General features: G+C 59.3%; 16 protein-coding genes. 10 read left to right on the forward strand and 6 right to left on the reverse strand.

What is annotated here, in order from left to right; translation table 11 throughout:
* Positions 1-77 precede the first annotated feature (77 nt).
* Both GBC55_RS05200 and GBC55_RS05205 read left to right on the forward strand, forming a co-directional pair.
* Positions 78-1,130 (forward strand): YCF48-related protein, encoded by a 1,053-nt coding sequence (locus GBC55_RS05200; RefSeq protein ID WP_162436764.1) that lies wholly within the window; start codon positions 78-80, stop codon positions 1,128-1,130.
* 28 nt (positions 1,131-1,158) lie between these two features.
* Positions 1,159-3,543: an RND family transporter gene (locus GBC55_RS05205; protein ID WP_162436763.1), complete on the forward strand. Its 2,385-nt coding sequence runs from the start codon at positions 1,159-1,161 to the stop codon at positions 3,541-3,543.
* Positions 3,544-3,596: 53 nt separating this feature from the next.
* On the opposite strand, the gene GBC55_RS05210 is transcribed toward GBC55_RS05205, so the two are convergent.
* The 3 genes from GBC55_RS05210 to GBC55_RS05220 all read right to left on the reverse strand — a co-directional run bounded on the left by GBC55_RS05210 (position 3,597) and on the right by GBC55_RS05220 (position 11,264).
* Entirely contained in the window at positions 3,597-8,462 is a 4,866-nt protein-coding gene (locus GBC55_RS05210) for a DUF6543 domain-containing protein (RefSeq protein WP_162436762.1), read from the reverse strand.
* Positions 8,463-8,585: 123 nt separating this feature from the next.
* Positions 8,586-9,302 (reverse strand): FadR/GntR family transcriptional regulator, encoded by a 717-nt coding sequence (locus GBC55_RS05215; RefSeq protein ID WP_162436761.1) that lies wholly within the window; start codon positions 9,300-9,302, stop codon positions 8,586-8,588.
* A 225-nt stretch (positions 9,303-9,527) separates the two neighbouring features.
* Positions 9,528-11,264 (reverse strand): IlvD/Edd family dehydratase, encoded by a 1,737-nt coding sequence (locus tag GBC55_RS05220; RefSeq protein WP_162436760.1) that lies wholly within the window; start codon positions 11,262-11,264, stop codon positions 9,528-9,530.
* 193 nt (positions 11,265-11,457) lie between these two features.
* Here GBC55_RS05220 and GBC55_RS05225 point away from each other — a divergent pair, with 193 nt between their 5' ends.
* From GBC55_RS05225 to GBC55_RS05260, 8 genes are all read left to right on the forward strand, one after another.
* Positions 11,458-12,780 carry an MFS transporter gene (locus tag GBC55_RS05225; protein ID WP_162436759.1) on the forward strand — a complete coding sequence of 441 codons (1,323 nt, stop codon included), beginning with the start codon at positions 11,458-11,460 and terminating at the stop codon, positions 12,778-12,780.
* A gap of 151 nt (positions 12,781-12,931) precedes the next feature.
* Entirely contained in the window at positions 12,932-13,924 is a 993-nt protein-coding gene (gene araD1, locus GBC55_RS05230; RefSeq protein WP_162436758.1) for an AraD1 family protein, read from the forward strand.
* A gap of 10 nt (positions 13,925-13,934) precedes the next feature.
* Positions 13,935-15,515, forward strand: a complete 1,581-nt coding sequence (locus GBC55_RS05235; RefSeq protein ID WP_162436757.1) for an aldehyde dehydrogenase (NADP(+)) — start codon at positions 13,935-13,937, stop codon at positions 15,513-15,515.
* Positions 15,516-15,752: 237 nt separating this feature from the next.
* Entirely contained in the window at positions 15,753-16,046 is a 294-nt protein-coding gene (locus GBC55_RS05240; RefSeq protein WP_162436756.1) for a DUF5629 family protein, read from the forward strand.
* Complete coding sequence (locus GBC55_RS05245; protein ID WP_162436829.1) at positions 16,039-17,208, forward strand: lactonase family protein; 1,170 nt, start codon at positions 16,039-16,041, stop codon at positions 17,206-17,208. Before GBC55_RS05240 ends, GBC55_RS05245 begins: the two co-directional genes overlap by 8 nt.
* 156 nt (positions 17,209-17,364) lie before the next feature.
* Entirely contained in the window at positions 17,365-17,544 is a 180-nt protein-coding gene (locus tag GBC55_RS05250; RefSeq protein ID WP_162436755.1) for a hypothetical protein, read from the forward strand.
* 264 nt (positions 17,545-17,808) lie between these two features.
* Positions 17,809-18,021 (forward strand): hypothetical protein, encoded by a 213-nt coding sequence (locus GBC55_RS05255; RefSeq protein WP_162436754.1) that lies wholly within the window; start codon positions 17,809-17,811, stop codon positions 18,019-18,021.
* Positions 18,018-18,275, forward strand: a complete 258-nt coding sequence (locus tag GBC55_RS05260) for a hypothetical protein (RefSeq protein WP_162436753.1) — start codon at positions 18,018-18,020, stop codon at positions 18,273-18,275. The genes GBC55_RS05255 and GBC55_RS05260 overlap by 4 nt, the downstream gene beginning before the upstream one ends.
* A gap of 230 nt (positions 18,276-18,505) precedes the next feature.
* Here the strand turns inward: GBC55_RS05260 and GBC55_RS05265 are convergent, their stop codons facing one another.
* From GBC55_RS05265 to GBC55_RS05275, 3 genes are read right to left on the reverse strand one after another with little or no spacing between them, the layout of a single operon-like run.
* Positions 18,506-19,102, reverse strand: coding sequence for a glutathione S-transferase (locus GBC55_RS05265; RefSeq protein WP_162436752.1), 597 nt, complete (start codon positions 19,100-19,102; stop codon positions 18,506-18,508).
* A complete protein-coding gene (locus GBC55_RS05270) occupies positions 19,099-22,740 on the reverse strand; it encodes an AAA family ATPase (protein WP_162436751.1) in 3,642 nt (1,213 codons plus the stop codon). The genes GBC55_RS05265 and GBC55_RS05270 overlap by 4 nt, the downstream gene beginning before the upstream one ends.
* The gene (locus tag GBC55_RS05275; RefSeq protein ID WP_162436750.1) at positions 22,737-23,981 is read right to left on the reverse strand and encodes an exonuclease SbcCD subunit D C-terminal domain-containing protein; all 1,245 of its coding nucleotides are present in this window, start codon (positions 23,979-23,981) and stop codon (positions 22,737-22,739) included. Before GBC55_RS05275 ends, GBC55_RS05270 begins: the two co-directional genes overlap by 4 nt.
* Between the last annotated feature and the right edge of the window lie 28 nt (positions 23,982-24,009).

Below are 24,009 nucleotides of genomic sequence, written 5' to 3' on the forward strand. Positions count from 1 at the left end.
GACAGCCGATCAAGATGAACACCCTTACGGCGCCCTGAAAGGTTGAACGACCTAACAATAATAATGGGGGAAGGTCTATGAGTGAGCCTGTCATGGGTGTGGGTATCTGCCGCCCGCCGGCATTACGCAAATTCGCGTTGCTGGCTACAGCGCTCTCGCTGTTGGGCACTGCCATGTTGTCGGCTCCTGTGCTGGCTGCGGCCGCGCCGGCATCCGATGTTGTCTATTCCGTTGAATCCGCCAAGGCCAGCAAAAGCCTGATGCTCGATGTCGTCCACGCCGGCAAGCGGCTGGTGGCCGTCGGTGATCGTGGGCACATCCTGTATTCCGATGACCAGGGCGCTACCTGGACCCAAGCCAAAGTGCCCACCCGGCAACTGCTGACATCGGTATTTTTCGTCGACGACAAGCACGGTTGGGCCGTCGGCCATGACGCGCAGATCCTCGCCAGTGAGGACGGCGGCGTTACCTGGACCAAACAATACGAAGATCTGACACGCGAAGCGCCGCTGCTGGACGTCTGGTTCAAGGACGCCAACAGCGGCTTTGCCGTGGGTGCCTACGGCGCATTGCTGGAAACCGTCGATGGCGGCAAGCACTGGGAAGACGCCAGCGACCGCCTCGATAACGAAGACCAGTTTCACCTCAACGGCATCGCAGCCGTCAAGGATGCCGGGCTGTTCATCGTCGGAGAGCAGGGCAGCATGTTCCGCTCTGCGGACTGGGGTCAGACCTGGGAAAAACTCGAAGGCCCGTACGAAGGTTCTCTTTTCGGCGTGATCGGTACGGCCCAAGCCAACACCCTGTTGGCTTACGGATTGCGCGGCAACCTGTTCCGCTCCACCGATTTCGGCACCACCTGGGAGCCGGTTGAACTCAAGGCCACCCGTGGCGCGCTGGAGTTTGGTCTGTCCGGAGCTACGTTGCTCGATGACGGTTCCATCGTGATCGTTGGTAATGGTGGCTCGGTGATCCGCAGCAACGACAACGGCGAAACCTTCAGCGTGTTCAACCGTGCGGATCGCATTTCCGTGTCGGCTGTCACTGCCGCAGGCAACGGAAATCTGATTCTGGCAGGACAGGGCGGCGTTCGCGCTACTTCGCCATCGGGCGCCGAGTTGGGCAAATGAGCCGGGCACATAATAAGAAGGCGGGTCTATGACATCCCTAAGCAGCCATCACCAAGACAAGGCGACATTTCTCGAACGCCTGATTTTCAACAACCGCCCGGCAGTGATCACGATCTGCCTGCTGGTCAGTATTTTCCTGTTCTGGCAGGCGACGCTGATTCGTCCGTCCACCAGTTTCGAGAAAATGATCCCGCTGGAACATCCCTTCATTCAGAAGATGATGGAGCATCGCAACGACCTGGCGAACCTGGGCAACACGGTGCGGATCTCGGTTGAAGCCACCGACGGCGACATTTTCTCCAAGGAGTACATGGAGACCCTGCGTCAGATCAACGACGAAGTGTTCTATATCTCCGGCGTCGACCGCTCCGGTCTCAAGTCGCTGTGGAGTCCGAGCGTACGCTGGACCGAGGTGACGGAAGAAGGCTTCGCCGGTGGTGAAGTGATTCCGCAGAGCTATAACGGTTCGCAGGAAAGCCTCGATCTGCTGCGCAACAACGTGCTCAAGTCCGGGCAAGTCGGGCGACTGGTGTCCAACGACTTCAAGTCGAGCATCGTCGATATTCCATTGCTGGAGTCCTACCCGGACCCGCAGGACCAGGGCAAATTGCTGGCCCTGGACTATCGCAAGTTCTCCCACGAGCTCGAAGACAAGATCCGCGACAAGTTCGAGAAACAGAACCCCAACATCAAGATCCACATCGTCGGTTTCGCCAAGAAAGTAGGCGACCTGATCGATGGCCTGGTCATGGTGGTGATGTTCTTCGGCATCGCCTTCGTGATCACCCTGATCCTGCTGTACTGGTTCACCAACTGCATGCGCAGCACCGTGGCGGTACTCAGTACCACGCTGGTGGCGGTAGTCTGGCAACTCGGTTTGATGCACTTTTTCGGCTTCGGACTCGATCCCTATTCGATGTTGGTGCCGTTCCTGATTTTTGCCATCGGTATCTCCCACGGCGTACAGAAAATCAACGGTATCGCCTTGCAGTCCAGCGAGGCGGACAACGCTCTGACCGCCGCACGACGGACCTTCCGTCAACTGTTTCTGCCGGGGATGATTGCGATCCTCGCGGATGCGGTGGGCTTCATTACCCTGTTGATCATCGACATCGGCGTGATTCGTGAACTGGCCATCGGCGCGTCCATCGGCGTGGCGGTGATCGTGTTCACCAACCTGATCCTGTTGCCGGTGGCGATTTCCTATGTCGGCATCAGCAAGCGCGCCGTGGAGCGCAGCAAGAAGGACGCGGTGCGCGAGCATCCGTTCTGGCGTCTGCTGTCGAACTTCGCCAGTCCGAAAGTCGCCCCGGTGTCGATTGCCCTGGCACTGATCGCTTTCGGTGGCGGCCTCTGGTACAGCCAGAATCTGAAAATTGGCGACCTGGACCAGGGTGCTCCGGAGCTGCGTCCGGACTCGCGTTACAACAAGGACAACAACTTCATCATCAGCAATTACTCCACCAGCTCTGACGTATTGGTGGTGATGGTCAAAACCAAGGCCGAAGGCTGCTCGCGCTATGAAGCCATGGCGCCGATCGACGAGCTGATGTGGAAGATGCAGAACACCGAGGGCGTGCAGTCGGCGATCTCGCTGGTGACCGTGTCCAAGCAGATGATCAAGGGCATGAACGAGGGCAACCTGAAATGGGAAACCCTGTCACGTAACCCGGATGTGTTGAACAACTCCATCGCCCGGGCAGATGGCCTGTACAACAACAGCTGTTCCCTGGCCCCGGTACTGGTGTTCCTCAACGACCACAAGGCCGCGACCCTGGACCGAGCGGTTCACGCGGTGCAGGACTTCGCCAAGGAGAACAACAAGGACGGCCTGGAATTCATCCTCGCGGCGGGTAACGCCGGGATCGAGGCGGCGACCAACGAAGTGATCAAGGAATCCGAGCTGACCATCCTGATCCTGGTGTACATCTGCGTTGCGACCATGTGCATGATCACCTTCCGTTCCTGGGCGGCGACCTTGTGCATCGTGTTGCCACTGGTGCTGACGTCGGTACTCGGTAACGCGCTGATGGCGTTCATGGGCATCGGCGTGAAAGTGGCGACCTTGCCGGTCGTGGCACTGGGCGTGGGGATTGGCGTGGACTACGGCATCTACATCTACAGCCGTCTGGAAAGCTTCCTGCGTGCCGGTCTGCCGCTGCAAGAGGCGTACTACCAGACGCTGAAATCTACCGGTAAAGCCGTACTGTTCACCGGCCTGTGCCTGGCCATCGGCGTGTGCACCTGGATCTTCTCGGCGATCAAGTTCCAGGCCGACATGGGCCTGATGCTGACCTTCATGCTGCTGTGGAATATGTTCGGCGCGCTGTGGCTGTTGCCAGCGCTGGCACGGTTCCTGATCAAGCCGGAGAAACTGGCGGGGCAGAAGGGCAATTCGTTGTTTGCTCACTGATAGCTGACCGCAGCAAAAAAATAGCCCGGGCATTGTGCCCGGGCTTTTTTTTGTCAGTTGGCCGCGTGCTCGTTGTTCACGTTCAGGAAAAGCTTTTGCGCTAACGACAGCGGGATTTTCTCTTTATCCAGGTTGATCACCGCTCGCGGATTCTTCTTGTTTTGCTCGAACAGTTCCTTGCGTGTGAATTTACGTTCCGCGCGGGTTTTTAGATGGGCAAAATCAGGGGGCGACAGAGGGGCATCGGCTGCTTTGTAATGGAAATGCGCGTACCACAAGGCGTTGTCGTTGTCTGGTCTACCGTTTCTGATCATGTTGATATCGTGCACGGCATACTCGGTCAGAAAGTCTCCGCCCTTCAAGGGAATACGACTGTTGACCAAGGTGATTTCAACAAAGCCGTGTTCCACCAGGTAGTCGATGTTAGAGGCTCTGGGACGTTGTAACAGATACCCTTCGCGACAAAATTCGTGGGCTTGTTTTTTCATGGCTTGCGCTTCGGCAAGGTAAGTGCTCGCCAGTCGGGTAGCGTTTTCGTCCGACGCATGGCTGCTCTGAATTTCTCTTGCCAAGGCGTCGAGCGTGCTCGCAGTCGTGGTCAGCATGTGATCCCACTCCCAGGGACGCAGGTCCTCGATTCGTCGGGGATCCCTTAGTTGCCTTTGTTCAAAACGTATATCCTTTTCGTTGCGTGTCCTCTCGTCCAGTAACCGTTGCGCCTGCGCTTTTATTTTTTTCATTGAGCGAACCGAAGGACCCTCGGGCACCACTGGGACTTCAGGCTGTGTCGAGCCAGATTCGTTCACCTCTTCCCAGATACCTTCAGTCGCTTGTTCTCGATAGGTGGCGATAGCCTGCCCGGTGCTGGGGTCTCTGATGTCGACAAGGCTGCCCGGAGTACCGCTATCTGACGGCCGCAGATCGCCTACCAGACTGCCTTTTCTGGTCTTGATGACTTTCTTGCTCGACGCTTTTGCCCTGGCAGGTTTTTCGGCTGATGGGGCAGGGGCGAAACCTTCATCGACGAGAATCAAGTCAGCCAGTTGCGTCTCAAGGCTGGTACGGGCGTCATCGAACTGTTTTAGAAACGGGTCTCGATATTCCTCACGAATGTAACCGGATCGCTTGTCGCTCAACGCATTGAAAGCGTTCTCTATGCGCTTGTAGCGCTCGAGCACATCCGTGAGGACCGCCGTCTGTTCAATGGCCGAATAGCCTGAACGGGAGCGCATTTCCGAGTGAGCAAGAACGCTTTGCAGTATCTGGGGGGCCAGGAGCTGTTGAGCGATGGAAAACTGGACCTCGTCATGAGGCTGGAAACTGCGATCAATGGCCAGTTCAAGCAGCGTCAGTAGTTTGGACTGCTTCAAGGAGCCGGAAGAGACGTACTTATCGTTTTGCGTCACGATCAACAAGCCCTGGCGCAGCGCTGGATCGGCCTGATGGAGGAGTGTTTCTATCTTCAGGGCAATCGGAATCTGCTTGTTTTCAATCTCAAGCAAAATCTTCTGGATATTGAGAAACTCGTGATATGCGCTAGTGATGCCCTGTTGCAACCCGTCGTTGACACGGGGAGTCAGTTCTTCAATGTGCTCGCCACTGTCCAGCTCAAGGAGGTCCATGCGCGCTTTGACCAGATAATCAAAGGCACTGGACCAACTATTGAATTCATAAATGGCGGCGTGCAGGCGCATTTCCGCATGACCGCTGTTGGTTGGATCTGCTGCCATTTGTTCGGTTTTTTTTTCGAACAGCTGGTGCATGACGGGTGCCACCTCTGAGACGGCATCCAGGTATTTGTCGAGTTCAACGTGCATGCGGGCGTTTGCAATCGCCGTTACGGCGCGTTGCTCTTCGTGTTTTTTGAAGTATTCGGCGCGTTTTTCAGGCGCAACGTCAGCAAACGTCAACTTCCAGAGCACCCGCAGGAGTTTCTTCTGTTTGTCGAGATTGGCGCGGGCAGGCGCCAGCGTTTTCCGGGATTCCCGGATAGCACTAACCAGTGGTTGAGTCTCTAACCGCAGGGACTCCGTTTGCGCAGCTAACGTATCCAGGAGCACTTTATTGTCATCTGCCCAGACTTTAACCCTGTGCCTGGGCATCCCTCCGTCAAGCCGGGCACCACGTTGCAGGCGCCAATGCCCCTGGCCATCGCTGGCAAGCTGAAAGCCGGGATGGTGCGGGTGCTGCGGATCGACCAGGTAAACATCGCCGAAGCCGGGCTCGATGCTGACCTGAAACAGTAATCCACCGACGCTGGCATGCCAGTGATCGCCGATCCGGTACAGCCCCTTCAAGCGCCCGTCGACTTTGGGGCTTGGTATAGGTTCTGGCCAGGGCACGTTGACAGTCAGCAAGGCGTCGAGCAATTTTGCGCTGGCCTTGTCACTGGCAAGCGAACGGCTGAAATCCAGGGTCGTGTGCCCTGTCGCCGGAGGCTTCCCCGGCAGCGCAACCGGGCCCTGTCTAACCCTCGGCGGGGCTTGTGTGTAAGGCACGGGGGATGCCCGACGCCATGACTCCAGGTGCAAGTCGATTTCTTGCGAAGAGCGTTCCGGCAACGTTTGTCGACCGGGGTTGGAGGACGAGTGCAGCAGCACCATTGCGACATTGAGCAAAAGGTCGATCAACGCCAACTCTTTGGTGGTGGAATCGTCGCTGTCCAAACCGGCCAGATCCTGTTCAAGGCTACTGACCAACACCAGAAACCAACCTGCCAGCATGGCCGGTCCCTGAATCAAAGGCAGTAGCAGTGTATTGAACAGGAGCCAGGCACCTTCCATCACGATCGCCCAACGGCTCTCGCTGTTCGAGACCGAATCCCGGTCAGCCAGGTCGACCAGCGCCCATGCGGTGCTGTGGAACAAATGGTTGAGCAATTGGCCGTCGGTTTGCGCCTGCAACCATTTTTCGGCCCCGTCGTCGACGGCCAGGGTCGCGGGTGCCGGTTTCGTATAGGGATCAAACTCGTCCCCAAGCGTAAAGCGAATGATGTGCGGTTCTTTGATTCCGCCGTGATCAAAAATCGGACGAGCCTTGTCTGTCAGCCAGGTCAACACACTGTCCTGCAGGTCCCCCGGTGTGGCGATGGCATCCAGCAGGGCCTGACGCGTGGGGTATTCGTACAGGCAATCGCTGTACAGCGGCCGATACAGCAAGTGCGGACCAGCGTTGATGTCGCGAGGTTCAATGATGAACATGTTGTTGACGGCGTCGGGTGTGGCGCCAGCTTTTCTGCACAGGGCCAAGGGTCGCAGGACGATCTCCTGGCCGTCGGTACTTCTATCCGTCACGGTCTCACCCATCAAGGCTTTCACGTAGCGGTAGCCTTTAGCAGAACATCCGAACTGTTGCCTGATGGCGTACTCCAGCGCCTGCGTTGGCAACCTGACCTTGAGTTCACGGGTAAACAACATCTCTCGTCGACGGGCGTCGGCAGAGTCGGACAGCAACAGTGACTTGATGCTCTGTGGGTAGGCTGTACCAATATCGACGCGTTGAATCAGCCCGCTACTGCCCAGCACGTAATCGGCCACTAGCCAGCCGGGGAGGGCCTTACCGCTTTTTGAGGTCAGCTTGAGCGTACCTTTGGGCTTGCCGGCGAGATTCTTCAGGGCCAGCTCCGTCAATGACATCCGCACGTGTTCGATAAAGCCTGCTCCGCCCGGGTAACCGGCGGCCACGGAGAAGTCCAGCAGTACATCGTCGGGATCCTGATGACCATGGTCAGTCTGCATCTGCTTACGCAACGCTTCACGGCTGAAATCATGGATGTTTTCAACGCCTTCGTTGAACGATCGACCCTGATTCTGTTGCAGCACGTGGGCCATGTCTTGCAGGTGACGGCGGTAGGCGAATCGATCGTTGACGCTGGCTTGCGTGAGCCACTCGGGCAGATGAAGGCTGACCTGTTCGAGCCGGGCAGGGGCGGCTTCAGGCATTGCGGAAAAAAACAGCGCTGGATCCGTGAGCCTGTCCAGACGGCGGTCGATCGATCGCTCGCTGTCACCCTGAAACGTCATTGCGCCCAGGTCGACGAGTTGCTGATTCAGAATCAGACCGGCTTGTTGCTCGAACACGTTACCGTTGGGCTCATTGCGTCGCCAGGTAATGCTGTCGAACTGAAACCTGCGCTGCATCCGGATACCCCAGGCTTCGCTGAAAACCTCGATGGAATCGAATGTCTCGATCGCACCGGCGACGCTGTACAACAGCACCTGTTTGTCGCGTACCAGCAACAGGTCCGGTGTCAGCAGCCGTTCTTCTTTGTCCCCGCTGATGAGCGTGGTCTCGATGAAGCTCGCAGCAGTGGGTGGAGTTGCACGGGGGGAACGTTGCAGCTGTTCTGGCCAGGCGGCGACGAGCGAGAGCATGTCCCGCTGGGGTTGAGTCAAATCCGACCGCGACGCTGCAGCTGCGGTCATCTGACCGTTGAGAAACTCGCTGAGCCATTGCCAGTGACTATTACCTTGGGCATCGGCAGTGCCCCAGTAGTCGGCCAGTGCCTGTTGAAAATAGATGTGAATGGTCGATCGCAGGGACGCGATGATGTTCGCGATGACCTGCATGTCGATGGTGTAGGGCGGCTCCGGTGCTTTCAAACGGCTGGGTATTTTCTCGGTCAGGTAGAACGGCAAGTCGTGCCGAGGGCTGAAGTCCAGCAGTTGCGGGCTCATTACATGCTGGACAGCAACATTGCTCAGCAGCTGGAACTCCCAATGCCCGGACGGGGTTGGGCTGGCCAGTCTGACGGAGCGCAGGTCCATCTCCAGGGTCGGATAGTGTTCGAGTATTCGATCGCGCAGCGCATTGAAAACCACGGAGAACAGCGACGGACGATTGGTGAAACGCTGGTGAACGGCCTGAGCGAATAATTGGCTCGGCGCCCGGGATGAAGCGGGGGTGTTTGAGGCGGGCATGACGACATCCTTTTCCTGTTAAATCCGGGCCTAGGTGGCTGCCGGAGTAATGGACCGATCATCGGTCCGAAACAGGAAAACGGTTTTTGTCGTCGTGCGTGCGGTAGTGGGGTATCGCGAATATTACAAGGTCTGCCCCAGCACCGTGCTCAGGGCATTGCGCGCATCATCCAGCTGCACCAGCGTCGCATGCCGTGCACCGAGAGCGTCGCGGTTTTCGATGGCGGTGAGGATTGCCTTATGCCGTGGCAATGCCAGTTCATGCAGGTTCGGTCGCTGGTTGGAATGCTTCAGCGCTTCGGCAATCGCGACCGAGAGCATGTTGCACAGGTTCGCCAGCAAATCGTTGTGCGTCGCATCGGCGATCCGGCTATGGAAATCCAGGTCCGGTTGCAGCAAGGCTTCCGGTGTCGGCGCGGCTTCCATGCGTTGATAGGCTTCACCGATGGAGGCGATGTCCGCGTCGGTGGCGAACTGGGCGGCCAGGGCGGCCGCAGCGGGTTCGATGATGCTGCGCACACTGGTCAGCAGGTCGAAGAATTCATTTTGCGGACTGCTTTGCATCAGCCAGTGCAACACGTCCGGGTCGAGCATGTGCCATTCCTTGCGCTGCTTGACCACCGTGCCGACGCGCGGACGGGAATACACCAGGCCTTTGGCAACCAGTACCCGCGTGGCTTCGCGCAGCACCGGTCGGCTGACCGCGTACTCTTCGCACAACAGCGCTTCGGCGGGCAACTTGTCGTCCGGTTTGAACCGCCCGGAAACGATCTGCATGCCCAGTTCCTGGACGATGCGCGAGTGCATGCTTTTGCGGTCGGAGGGTTTGCGGTAATCCATGGGGAACGGCGCGATCCTGTGGGATGGAGATGCCGCGCATGATAGCAGGCACGACACAGTATTGAGGTGGATACACAAACCAAATGTGGGAGCCAGCCTGCTAGCGATTAGCGGTGTGTCAGGCCACATGGGTATCGACTGACAGACCGTAATCGCCAGCAGGCTGGCTCCCACAGTGGAATGCATTCCAATGCAGGAGCTGCCGCAGGCTGCGATCTTTTGCGCTTAATGCGAGTGGCGCGGCACTTCGGCGCCTCGGCATCCGACCAGGAAATCGAAGTCACAGCCCTGATCTGCTTGCAGTACATGATCGATGTACAGCTGACGATAACCGCCCACAATCAGTTGCTGCGGTGGTTGCAGATCCGCCATGCGCGCCGCGAGCTCCGCGTCCGGAATATCCAGGTGCAGTCGCCCGCTGGCGCAATCGAGTTCGATCCAGTCTCCTTCTTTTACCGTCGCCAAAGGCCCGCCGGCAGCGGCTTCGGGGGCGACATGCAGCACCACCGTGCCGTAGGCGGTGCCGCTCATGCGCGCATCGGAAATGCGCACCATGTCCGTCACACCTTGCGCTAACAGCTTGGCCGGCAAGCCCATGTTGCCAACTTCAGCCATGCCCGGATAACCCTTCGGGCCGCAGTTTTTCATGACCAGTATCGAGTTCGCATCCACGTCCAGCTCTGGATCGTTGATCCGCGCCTTGTACATGTCGAAGTTCTCGAACACCACCGCACGACCGCGATGCTGCATCAGCTCAGCACTGGCGGCGGACGGTTTGAGCACGGCACCGAGCGGCGCCAGGTTGCCGCGCAGCACACAGATGCCCCCGTCGTCGCGGATGGGATTGTCGAGGGTGCGAATGACCTCGTCCTGACCATAGATCGGCGCTTCCCTGGTGTTCTCGCCAATGGATTTGCCGTTGACGGTCAACGCATCAGGATGGGGAATCAGATTGGCTTCGCCGAGGCGGCGCAGTACGGCGGGCAAGCCTCCGGCATAGTAGAACTCTTCCATGAGGAAACGACCGGACGGTTGCAGGTCGACGATGGTCGGCATGCCTCGACCCATGCGGGTCCAGTCATCCAGCTCCAGGTCCACACCGATGCGGCCGGCAATGGCCTTCAGGTGGATAACGGCATTGGTCGAACCACCGATGGCGGCGTTGACGCGAATGGCGTTTTCGAATGCTTCTTTGGTGAGGATTTTCGACAGCTTCAAGTCTTCGCGAACCATCTCTACCGCCCGCATGCCGGACATGTGCGCCAACACATAACGGCGTGCGTCGACGGCTGGAATCGCCGCGTTGTGGGGCAGGGAAGTGCCCAGGGCTTCAGCCATGCAGGCCATGGTCGAGGCGGTGCCCATGGTGTTGCAGGTGCCCGCCGAACGGGACATGCCACCCTCGGCCGCGAGGAAGTCATCAAGGGTGATGGTGCCCGCCTTGACCTGCTCACTGAGTTGCCACACCACGGTGCCGGAACCGATGTCCTGACCCTTGTGCTTGCCGTTGAGCATCGGCCCGCCGGTCACGACGATGGCCGGTACGTCGCAACTGGCTGCGCCCATCAACAGGGCAGGCGTGGTTTTGTCGCAGCCGGTCAACAGCACGACGCCATCAATCGGGTTGCCGCGAATCGCTTCCTCCACATCCATGCTCGTCAGATTTCGCGTGAACATGGCGGTCGGACGCAGATTCGATTCGCCATTGGAAAACACCGGAAACTCAACCGGCCAGCCGCCTGCCTCGATCACCCCACGTTTGACGTGCTCCGCGATCTGGCGGAAATGCGCGTTACAGGGGGTCAGTTCCGACCAGGTATTGCAGATCCCGATGATCGGCTTGCCATGGAACTGGTGGTCGGCAATCCCCTGATTCTTCATCCAGCTGCGGTACATGAAGCCGTTCTTGTCAGCCGTGCCGAACCATTGGGCAGAGCGCAGATTGGGTTTTTTATCAGACATGATCGATTCTCTTATTGTATGACTATATTGTTCAGACTGATGGATAACATAAGCGCTAAATCGACGGTTTGGAAGTGTTGTTGAGTAAATAGTAATACTATATAGTCGGTCGCAACGGAGGGATTGCCCTGGCGGTTTTCTGCGAGAGGCGTCCCCCGAGGTTCTATAACAACAACAATCGGAGACCGATCTCATGAGCCAGGAACTGCGGCTGATACGTCGCATCACGCTGAAACTGATTCCTTTCCTGATCCTGCTGTACCTGATCGCCTATGTGGATCGCTCCGCCGTAGGGTTCGCCAAGCTGCACATGGGCGCGGACATCGGCATTGGCGACGCTGCCTATGGACTGGGCGCCGGGCTGTTCTTCATCGGTTACTTCCTGCTGGAGATTCCCAGCAACCTGATGCTCGAACGCTTCGGCGCGCGGCGCTGGTTTGCGCGGATCATGGTGACCTGGGGCGCGATCACCATCGGCATGGCTTTCGTTCAGGGGCCGCACAGTTTTTATGTCATGCGCTTCCTGCTCGGAGCCGCCGAAGCCGGGTTCTTTCCGGGCGTTCTCTACTACATCACCCAATGGTTCCCGGTGCGCCATCGCGGCAAGATCCTGGGGCTGTTCATCCTCTCGCAACCCATCGCAATGATGATCACCGGCCCCGTGTCCGGCGGTCTGCTCGGCATGGACGGCACCCTCGGGCTGCACGGTTGGCAATGGCTGTTCATCGTCATCGGCACCCCCGCGATCCTGCTGACCTGGCCGGTGCTGCGCTGGCTGCCGGACGGTCCGCAACAGGTCAAATGGATGGACCAAGCCGAGAAGGACTGGCTGACCGGCGAACTGCAAAAGGACCTTCAGGAATATGGCCAGACTCGCCACGGCAATCCATTGCACGCCCTCAAGGACAAACGGGTGTTGCTGCTGGCGTTGTTCTATCTGCCAGTGACTTTGAGCATTTATGGGCTCGGTCTGTGGCTGCCGACGCTGATCAAGCAATTTGGCGGCAGCGACCTGACGACCGGGTTCGTGTCATCGGTGCCGTACATTTTCGGGATCATTGGCTTGTTGATCATCCCGCGCAGCTCAGACCGACTGAATGATCGCTACGGTCATCTCGCGGTGCTCTATGTACTGGGCGCGATCGGTCTGTTCTTCAGCGCCTGGCTGACGATGCCGGTGGCGCAATTGGCGGCGCTGTGTCTGGTGGCGTTCGCGTTGTTCTCGTGCACCGCCGTGTTCTGGACCTTGCCGGGTCGTTTCTTCGCCGGCGCCAGTGCCGCAGCGGGTATCGCCTTGATCAACTCGGTGGGCAACCTGGGCGGCTACATCGGTCCGTTCGTTATTGGTGCGTTGAAGGAATACACCGGAAATCTCGCCTCGGGGCTGTATTTCCTGTCCGGCGTGATGGTCTTCGGGCTCGTGTTGACCGGCGTGGTGTACCGCTTGCTGGAGCGCAAACATGTGCTGCCGGCTGACCAATTCGCCGCCAGCGCACGGGGTGCGACGCGTACTTGAACAACTTACTCCGCCCCCTGTGGGAGCTGGCTTGCCAGCGATGACGGCAGCGCGTTGTGCGTTGATGTACCTGACAGTTCGCTATCGCTGGCAAGCCAGCTCCCACAGGATTTTGCAGTGCTGTTGAAAGGTTTGTTTAAAGGAGAAAACCATGCGTTTGGTTCAGTTCGAATTGATTAACGGCGAGCGCCGGGTTGGCGTGGTCGAGGAGGGGCTGGTGCGTGAGGTGCTGGATGCGCGCACGGTTCGCGATCTGGCGTTGGCGGCCATTGAGGCCGGTAAAAATCTTGAGCAACAGGTCCAGGCATTGGGGCTGGGCCTCAGTCACGACTATGCAGAGCTGCTGACCCAATGTCGCATCCTGCCACCGTTGGATCACCCGGACCCGGCGCACATGCTGGTCAGCGGTACCGGCCTGACCCACCTGGGCAGCGCCTCGGCTCGCGACAAGATGCACCAGCAGATCGGCGACGAAACCGCGATGACCGACACCATGCGCATCTTCAAATGGGGCGTGGAGGGCGGCAAACCCGCAGCAGGGCAGGCGGGTGTACAGCCTGAATGGTTTTACAAGGGTGACGGCAGCATCGTTGTACGCCCTGGTCATCCGTTTCCTGTGCCGCCGTTCGCTGAAGATGCCGGGGAAGAGCCGGAGCTCAGTGGTTTGTATGTCATCGGTCCCGACGCCAGGCCCTATCGCCTCGGTTATGCGGTGGGCAACGAGTTTTCCGACCACGTCATGGAACGCAAGAACTACCTCTATCTGGCGCATTCAAAACTGCGCAGCTGCAGCTACGGCCCGGAGCTTCGGCTGGGCGAACTGCCGCAACACCTGGCGGGCACCAGCCGTATTCTGCGCGACGGCGAAGTGCTGTGGCAGAACGAGTTTCTCAGCGGCGAGGCCAACATGTGCCACAGCCTGGAAAACCTTGAGTACCACCATTTCAAATACAGCCAGTTCCTGCGGCCGGGGGATGTGCACATTCACTTCTTCGGCACCGCCACCCTGTCCTTTGCCGAGGGCATTCGCACCCGACCCGGTGATCTGTTCGAGATCAGCCAGGCCGAATTCGGCGCGCCGCTGATTAACGGCATCACACCCGTGGAAGCAGCGTTTGAACCTGGCACCGTCGGCACACTTTAAGGAGACATGCATGTCCCGCATTCTTGGTCATAACTACATAGGCGGGCAGCGCAGCGCTGCCGGCACCCTCACACTCCAGAGCGTCGACGCCGTTACCGGCGAGGCGTTGCCCCATGACTTCTATCAGGCGACACCAGAAGAGGTCGACGCGGCGGCGAAGGCAGCTGCCGCCGCGTACCCGGCCTATCGGCGTCTGAGTGCGGAGCGCCGCGCGCAATTCCTCGATGGGATTGCCGATGAACTGGACGCTCTGGGCGATGATTTCGTCGCCCTGGTCTGCCGCGAAACCGCGTTGCCCGCGCCACGCATTCAAGGTGAGCGTGGCCGTACCAGCGGACAAATGCGCCTGTTCGCCAACGTGCTGCGTCGCGGCGACTTCTTCGGCGCCCGGATCGATCAGCCATTGCCGAATCGCACGCCGCTGCCCCGTCCCGATTTGCGCCAGTACCGCATCGGCCTCGGTCCGGTGGCGGTGTTCGGCGCGAGCAATTTCCCGCTGGCATTTTCCACTGCCGGCGGCGACACGGCGTCTGCATTGGCCGCCGGTTGCCCGGTGGTGTTCAAGGCGCACAGCGGTCACATGGCCACCGCCGAGTCCGTTGCTGATGCGATCATTCGCGCGGCGGAAAAAACCGGCATGCCGGCGGGCGTCTTCAACATGATTTACGGCGGCGGGGTCGGTGAAGCGCTGGTCAAACATCCGGCGATTCAGGCTGTCGGTTTTACCGGTTCATTGAAGGGTGGCCGAGCCTTGTGCGACATGGCCGCAGCCCGTGCACAACCTATCCCGGTGTTCGCCGAGATGTCGAGCATCAACCCGGTGATCATCTTGCCGCAGGCGCTGCAAGCGCGGGCCGACACTATCGCCCGCGACCTCACCGCTTCGGTGGTTCAAGGCTGTGGTCAATTCTGTACCAACCCCGGTTTGGTGATCGGCATTCGTTCGCCGCAGTTCAGCGCGTTCGTGCAACAGGTAGCGGGGCTGATCAATGACCAACCGGCGCAAACCATGCTCAATGCCGGCACGCTCAGCAGTTATGGCAAAGGGTTGCAGAAGCTGCTCGCGCACCCGTCAATCGAACACCTGGCTGGCCAGTCGCAACAGGGCAATCAAGCGCAGCCGCAACTCTTCAAGGCCAATGTGGATTTGTTGATCCGCGGCGATGAGGTGTTGCAGGAAGAAGTGTTCGGTCCGACCACGGTGTTCGTCGAAGTCGCGGATCAGGCGCAGCTAAGCGCTGCACTCAATGGCCTGCACGGGCAACTGACAGCGACCCTCATTGGCGAGCCGGAAGACTTCGAACAATTCGCCGAGTTGACGCCGCTGTTGGAGCAAAAGGTGGGACGCATCCTGCTCAATGGTTATCCGACCGGTGTGGAGGTCTGCGATTCGATGGTCCATGGCGGGCCGTATCCGGCAACGTCCGATGCCCGTGGTACGTCGGTGGGCACCTTGGCGATCGACCGTTTCCTGCGTCCGGTGTGTTTCCAGAACTACCCTGACAGTTTGCTGCCGGATGCGTTGAAGAACGGCAATCCGCTGCGCATTCAGCGCCTTGTGGATGGCAAACCGTCCACTGATGCCCTCTAACGACGAAACGCACGTTCCTGTAAGAGGGAGCCTTTGTGGCGAGGGGATTGATCCCCGTTCGAATGCGAAGCAGTCGCAGAACTTTTAGGGCCGCTTCGCAGCCCAGCGGGGATGAATCCCCTCGCCACAAAAGTTCGCTCTCACAGGGGGCGCATCGATATCTATAACGTGGCACGCGCAGACCCACCCCCACATTGAGCTATCATGGCGTCTTTCCCCTTTCAAAGATTGACTGCCATGACTGCCGCAAATGACACCTTGCTCAACACCCTCGAACACTGCGACATGGTTGAAATCGACGGCCTGCACGCCTTTGAATTCTCGCTGGACGAGGACGATAACCTGCACATCGAGTGCATGGACGGCCGTGCGGCCAAACACTGGGAATTCACCCCGGCGCAGATTCAGGCCGCCACGTTCGACCCCACCTTGCAGAGCTGGGTGATCACGGGTGACTCCGGCGAGCATCGACTGGTCTGCCTGACAGCGTTCGGCGGTGACGACGAGGACGAGGGGAATGAGGATGCGTAATTTCTGGCCACTGTTGATCGCCGGCAGCGTCGGCGCGATGGGTGTTCAGGCAGCGCCGGCCGATGACTTCCAATTGCTGGTCGGGTCCTACACAGCCGGCCAGAGCCAGGGCATCTATCGGTTGAATTTCGACAGCGCTACCGGGCAGATCGACGCTAAACCCCTGCAAGTGATCAAAACCGAAAACCCGTCCTGGCTCACCTTGTCCAAGGATCAGCAACGTCTGTTCGTGGTCAACGAAAACGGTCCGGGACAGGCTGATCCGGTAGGCCGCGTCAGCAGCTATTCGATCGATCCCAAGTCCTACCAATTGAGCCTGATCAACCAGGCTCAGAGCCTGGGCAACGAGCCTACGCATTCGAGCCTGAGTGCTGACGCCAGTCACCTGTTCGTCAGCAACTATTCCGTCGCTGAAGACCCGGGAGGTACCCTGGCGGTCGTGCCCGTCAGCGTCGATGGCACGCTCAAACCGGTGGTGCAGATGAGCAGTCATCCGTCCAGTCGGGTCAATCCTGAGCGGCAGATGTCGGCGCATGTGCATTCGACGATCTCTTCGCCGGACGGCCGCTTTGTGTTTTCCAATGACCTGGGGGCGGACAAGGTTTTTGTCTATCGCTTCGATCCCAAGGCCAATCCGCAACTGCCCTTGACCGCCGCCGCCCCGGCGTCGGTTCAGCTGCCACCGGGCAGTGGACCGCGACATTTGCTGTTCAGCGCGGATGGCAAGCATGCCTGGCTGACCATGGAAATGAGCGCGCAGGTTGCCGTGTTCGATTACCAGGATGGCAAGCTCGAGCAGACGCAAATGGTCGATCTGGCGGCGGGTCAGCCGGTCTCGGACAAGGCCGCTGCGGCGCTGCATGCTTCCGCGGATGGCAAGTTCCTGTACGTCAGTAACCGCGGGACTGCCAATCAACTGTTGCTGTTTGCCATCGATCCGGCCACCGGCCACCTCAAGGAGTTGCAGCGTCGCTCGGTAGAAGGTGATCACCCGCGTGAGTTCAGCCTCGACCCGAGTGGCAGGTTTTTGCTGATTGCCAACCAGAAGAGCAATCAGATTGTCGTCGTCGAACGCGACGCCAAAACCGGTTTGCTGGGCAAAACTGTGCAAAAGCTACCCATGGACGCGCCCAGCGATATCAAATTCCTGGTGCGTCAATAGGCCGCAGGCCCCGGTTGATGGGGCCTGCATCCTTCTATCAATGAGACTGATATTTGGAAGTGCTACAAAGCATTTCAAGGTGATCACCTCCGGAGGTTAAGTTTGCTTCACGGCCCCACCGGGCAAGCAAGCCAACTGACTCCGAGGAATACCGCCATGAACTTCAATCTCTTCTCCATCATTGCCGCGTCCGCTATCTCTGCCACCGTGGCCTTGCCAACCAGTGCCAGCGTCGAGATCAGCAGCAAAAAATCCCACACCCAAAGCTACACCCCGAAATACCTGCAACAGAGCGCCAACTTCCACGCAGCCCTGGATCACAAAACCCAAGCCTGAAATTCTGGCCCTGCACTTTTTATGCAGGAGCGAAGTCACTTTTGACAGCTCGATAGCCGTTGCGTCGAGAAGCCATGAGTGATGTCGCTCCTGCATAACGCGTTTGCGGGCCTTTTAAATACTGGTTTCCCTGGCGCATGCCCCTGCGTAGTTCCAGGAATTCACGATCAACGAAACTGATAGTTACTATAGATAAGCCTTGTTGGTCGCCGCGGTGGTTTTCAACGATTCTGTGGGCTCTGAAACATGCCCACGGAGAACACCATGGCCAGCGCAATCCTCACCTCAGCCAAACACGGCGCCTACCTGGCCATCGCTCTCTACGTGGTCATGGTACTGATCGTCAGCCTGTCGCCTCAGTCGCAACAGACCTTCGATGCACCCATTCAAGTGGCCCATCCCGGTATCCAGTTCGAACATCGCACGCAAAACGCGTTGGTCGATCAGGCTGAGCGTTTGGGAGTTGCTGGCGCATGAAAGGGCACAAATTCTGGGTGCTCGCCATTTTGGCGTTCATGACTAACGGCGCTTCGTTGTTGGGGTTCGGGCAAGGTTCGGCAGGGGCGGTGGCGCGGTCCATCGAAGCCAATCACAACATGGCGCACAACATTCAGACGGCTAAAGCGTTGGGCATGCTGGCTGGCAATCCACCGATCAAACGCCAGGGTGATTTTTTCGGACCGTTCCAGGTGGATTGCTCGGCGTTGCAGATGTGTGAGGTGTTGGCGTAAACACCAATCCTGAGCGCCTTATGGTCTGTGCCATATGCCCTATGCCCTATGCCCTGTGGCGAGGGGATTTATCCCCGTTGGGTTGCGCAGCGACCCCAAGATTTATTGCCAGTGCTACGCACTGGAACGGGGATAAATCCCCTCGCCACAGGTAACCTGGCCAGCACAGTCCATACAGGGAGCGCAGCCGAACGCAGGCTTCGCCAGCTGCTACATGTAATTCGGCGTACCTACTTTTGCATCACACCAATAAACAACGCCGACTCCAGAAACCGCTGTAACCACACCTGCAACCGGCCATAAGGCGTCTGCCCGAACCACTCGCGATCCACGTGAGCGAATTGCCGCACAAACGGCATCAGCGCCACGTCCGCCAGACTCGGGTGCCCGGCCAGCAAGTAATCCCGTCCTGCCAGCAACCCATCGAGCTTGCGCAGGAACACCTCGCCTTCGGCGCGATACACCTCCATCGGCTGTTCAGGGTAGCGCTCGGCGTACTTGTAGCGATTGAGGTGCACCTTGAACACCTGATCATTCTCTTCAATCAACGTGTCGATCTGCGCCTGGCCCGCCGAATCATCCTTGAGCAGCCAATCCTGCGGATCATTCTGCGCCAGCGCCCAGCGCATGATCGACAGGCTTTCATCGATCACCTGGCCATCAGCGTTGAGGACCGGCACCGTGCCTTTGCTCGACAACGCGAGCATCTCGGCCGGTTTGGCCCTCAGGCTCACTTCGACAATGTCCACGGCAACCCCCGAGTAACGCAGGGCCATTCGTGCGCGCATGGCGTAAGGGCAGCGGCGGAAGGAATACAGCGTATTCATTTCACCTCCAGCGTACTCAGGCCATTGCCCTGGCGGTGGACCTGGATCTGTACGGGAATCCGTTCATGCATTTCCTGAACGTGAGAAATCACCGCGACCTTGCGACCCTGGGCCTGCAAGCCATCGAGGGCGTCCATAGCCAGTTGCAGGGATTCGGGGTCAAGGCTGCCGAAGCCTTCGTCGATGAACAACGACTCGATCTTCAACGTGCTCGACGCCATCGATGCCAGCCCCAAGGCCAGGGCCAGCGACACCAGGAACGTCTCGCCACCGGACAGTGAATGCACCGAGCGCAATTCGTCGCCCATCTCGGTATCCATCACCAGCAAACCGAGCATGCTGCCGCCGCGTTTCAGGCGATAGCGTCGGACCAATTGGCGCAACTGCACGTTGGCGTGGTGCACCAGCAAATCGAGGTTGTAGGCCTGGGCAATCTTGCGGAAGGTGTCGCCCGTGGCCGAGCCGATCAAGGCACTCAACCGCGCCCAGCGCTGGAACTCGGTGTAGGCCGCGTCAATCTGTTGGGCCAGTGCCTGATTGGCGTTTTGCCGACGCTGGTCTTCGGCCTGTTCTGCGCGCAACTCCGCACATCGATGCTCGCTGGCGGTGAACTGGGTTTGCAGGTCCGCCAGCGCACTGGCCAACTGTTCGGCGTCGAGATTGCCGTTGTGCTGCGCCTGATGATTCAGCAGACGCTGATCCCGCTCCAGCAGCAACACCTTGGCTTGCTCAATGGCTTTTTCGCTTTGCTGCAAGCGTTGCCGCAACTCACTGACGTGCTGATCGTCGACGCTGAGCAACGTCTCCAGTCCGCCGTCGTCGAGCTCCGGATGCAGCGCTCGCCAATCGGCAATCTTGCTGCCCAGTTCGCGGTCCTCGGTTTCCAGGGCCGAGAGGCGTTCCTGGTGGGCCTTGAGCTCTGCGGCCAATTGGACCAGCTGCGTGCGCACGGTTTGCAGTTCCTGATGGGCCGTCGTTTCGGCGTTGCGTGCCTGTTCGACGGCAAGATCGAGTTGCTGCTGCCACTGTTCGGCGCTGGTGCGATCGCCCAGTAACTGCGTCAGTTTCTGCTGGCAAGCCTGCTGCTGTTCAGCAAGGGCATTGAACTGCGCCAGCGCGGTTTCCTGCTGCTGAAGGCGGGTGAGCTGGCGATCCTGTTCTTTCTCCAACACTTGCTGGCGTTGCTGCTGGTCGCTGATTTCATCCCGTTGCTGATCGAGCTGTTCCAGGCGCTGCGCGATCTGCTGGTCCAATTGCATGAACGTTGCGGCCGGTTCGTTGCGCAAGGCCTCCAGCGTTTCAGCGGGTAGCAGCGTACTGAAGGCTGTCAGTTCTTCATCCAGGCGCTGGCGATCACTGCTGAGTTCGCGCTGCTGGTTACTCAGGTGTTGAGCGGCTTGCAGGCTCGCCGTTTCGGCAGTGCGCAACTGCTGCGCCAGACGCGCGGCGTCCTGCTGCAGGGTGAGCAGGGCGGTTTGCCGTTGCTCATCCTGGGAGATGCTCTGATTCAACTGAGCGTTTTGCTGTGCCAGCCAGGTGTCGCGCTGATTGGCGTCTCTAGCCAGCAACTGTGTCGACAGCGAGTGCGCTTCGAGGGCCGGCGCCAGGCTCTGACGCTGAGTCTCAAGGTGTTCCTGCTGCTGCAGCAGTTCTTTTTGCTGAGCAATCAGGCCGCCCACTTCCGCACGCAAATCCGTGAGCTTTTCCTTGAGCAGGTCGACGGCTTTCTGGGCGTTGGCCTGCTCGCTTTCATCATGCCGACCCAGACTCTGCAGCAGTGCTTCAGGCTGATGATAGGGATGATCCGGGCTGCCACAGACCGGACAGGGCTGGTCGTCCTGCAGCTGTTCGCGCAGTTCTTCAACACTGGCACTGCGGGCCAGCCGCTGACGCTCCAGCAGCTCGCGGGTGACGGTCAGAGTCTGTTCGGCGATGACCAATTCGTGTTTGGTTTTTACCCCGTCCTGGGTCAGCCGATCCCGCTCTTGCTGCACGACAGACTGGCGCTGCTGAAGGTCGGTACCGCGCTTGTCCAGATCCTGCTGACTGGCCCACAGGCGTGTCAGCTCTTCAAAGGCACGCAGTTGCTTGCGGTTGTCCTGCAGCAGATTGCCCAGCAACTGGATCTGTTCGGCCACGGCTTCGGGCTCGGCACCGGCTTCTTTGTAAAGCACTTCCAGGCTCTGCTTTTGCGTGGCGAATTCATCCGCTGCACGGACAGCGCTTTGCTCCAGGGCAGCCAGTTCTGCCTGCCCCTTGTTCAAGCGATTGCCGATCAACATCAGCTGCTGCAGGCGATCCCGGTAAGCGTTCCAGGCATCGCTCAAGGGTGCCAGATGGACGCTTTGTTCGAGTTGTGCGGCAATGCTTTGCAGGCGAGCGGCCACCCGCTCTTGTTGCTCGACCAAACCTTGAATCGTGCTCTGGCCTTGCGCACAGGCTTGGTCCACCTGTTGCTTGAGATCGGCACTGAGGCTCGCGTCTTTAATCAACCGGGCCAGGGCACTCTGCTCCTCGAAGGCCTGGCGCAGTAGCGGCGCGTTGCTGGCATGTTGGTTTTGCGCTTCGGCGCGTGCGGTTTGCGCGGCGCTCAAGGTCTGTTCGAGTTGCCCCTGGCGCGCGGTCAGTTCCGTCTGCTGTTGCAGGTGCTGGCGGATCTGCGCAATCAGTGGGGTGAGCTGCGTGGTGAGTTCGGATTTGCGGGCGAACTGGTGCCGTTGCGGGGCCAGTTGTTCCAGGCGCGTGAGCATCAGGCGCTCGCCTGCCAGGCTTTCCCACTGTTGCTGCGCGCTGTGCAATTGCTCGGCGGCACTTTGCTGCGCGTCTTGCACCAGCCGTAGTTCTTTGAGCCACGCGTGTTGCAACTCCAGTTGCTTGAGCTGTGCCTGCTGGAGTTTGAGCTGCTGCTGAGCCTCGTTGAAGCGCTCATCGAGCTCGGCTCTGGCTTCAGGTGGCAGCGGCGTGACGCCGGTGGCCTGATCCTGCAGCAGCTTGTGGGCTTCGCGTGCTTCTTTGCTCTTGTCGAACGCGCGTCGGCCGAGACGGGTGTAGAGCGCCGTGTCAGTGAGCTTTTCCAGCAGTTCGCTGCGCTCGTTGTCATTGGCCTTGAGGAACGCACTGAACTCGCTTTGGGCGAGCAATACAGCTCGGGTGAACTGCTCGAAGTTCAGGCCGAGAACCGCTTCAAGTTGGGTTTTGAAGTCGACTTTCTGGCTGGCCAGCAGCTGGTCCTGATCGATATCGCGCAAGCTCTGGCGGCTGGCTTGCAGCTTGCCACCGGCTTTCTCCCGCGCTCGGTTGGCTTCCCAGCGAGCGCGGTAGCGACGGCCATCGATGCCCACAAAATCCACTTCGGCATAGCCTTCACCGGTGCCGCGACGCAACAGTGTGCGCGGGTCGCCGGTGCTGATTTCGCCGTCAGCGTCTGGCGCTTTGGCGGACACCTGGGCATTGCTCAGTCGAGGCACGGCGCCAAACAACGCCAGGCACAAGGCGTCCAGCAAGGTGCTTTTTCCCGCGCCCGTTGGCCCGGTAATCGCAAACAAACCCGCGCTCGCCAGGGGTTCGGCGGTGAAGTCAATTTCAAACGGACCGGCCAGGGAGGCCAGGTTTTTCAGGCGGATCGCGAGGATCTTCATGGCTGTTCGCTCTCCATCTGCACGTCCTGCAACAGCTCGGCAAAGTCTTTCAGCGTTTGCTCGTCAACCTCGCTGCCGTAATTGTCCTGCCAGGCGCGGCTGAACAGTTCCTGAGGCGTGAGCTGATCCAGTTCGATCAACGAGGCGCCATCCTCAAGGCCGTCGCGGCTGCCGCTGCCCGCGTATTCCGCAGCGATACGCACCAGTCGCACGGCTTTGCCTTGCAGCGCGGTTTCGACTTGATAGCGCAGGTCGGGCTGCGGCTCATCAAGGCGTACTCGCACTTCCAGCCAGGGCTGGCGCTGGATGTCGGCCAGCAGGTCGATGTTCGGCAGGTCAGCCAGTTGCAGCAGGATGTCCGCCAAGGGGGCAGGGCCGATGCGTTGCAGGTTGACCGCGCGCGGGATGAGTTTGGGTTCGACGCTCACCAGGGTTTCACCCTCGAACACGACGTCGAGAATCTGATGCTGATAGCCGATTTCGGAAAACGACAAGGGAATCGGCGAGCCGCTGTAGCGGATGCGATCTTCGCCGTTGACCTTCTGCGGCTTGTGCAAATGGCCGAGGGCGACATAGCTGATGCTGGGGCCGAACAGGCTGGCGGGCAACGCTTCGGCATTGCCAATGATCAGGCTGCGTTCCGAGTCTTCGGAAACCGACCCGCCAGCCATGTGCGCATGACTGATCGCGATCAGTGCCTGACCGGGCTTGCGCTTGGCATTCGCCGCCTCGATCAGCCACTCATGCACCTGGCCGATACCGCGTAAATAGTTGTCGCCCAAGTGGGCCCCGGTCACTTCGGCAGGCCGCAGGAATGGCAGCGCAAGGCACCAGGCCACGACCTTTCCTTTCGCGTTCGGCAGCGGCAGCAGCAGGCGTTCGGCGTCAAGTTGCCCGTCATCCAGCCACAGCACCCGACCCAGCGCGTGAGTGCGCAGACGACGCATCAACGGTGCGGGCAATTCGATACGCGAGCCAGAGTCGTGGTTGCCGGCGATCATGACGATGGTCAGCTTCGGTTGTTGCTCATGGGCGCTGACGATGAAGTCGTACAGGCGTTCCTGGGCTTTGACCGGCGGGTTGACCGTGTCGAAGATATCGCCGGCAATCAACAGCACATCAGGCTGTTCGAGCTTCAGCTGGCGCAGTAGCCACTCGAGAAAGCAGCCGTGTTCGAAGTCGCGATCCTGGCCGTGCAGGTTCTGCCCAAGGTGCCAGTCGGAGGTGTGAAACAGACGCAAGGCAAACTCCGTAGGAAATAAGGTAATG

This window comes from Pseudomonas sp. TNT3 (genome assembly GCF_010095445.2).
Classification (GTDB): domain Bacteria; phylum Pseudomonadota; class Gammaproteobacteria; order Pseudomonadales; family Pseudomonadaceae; genus Aquipseudomonas.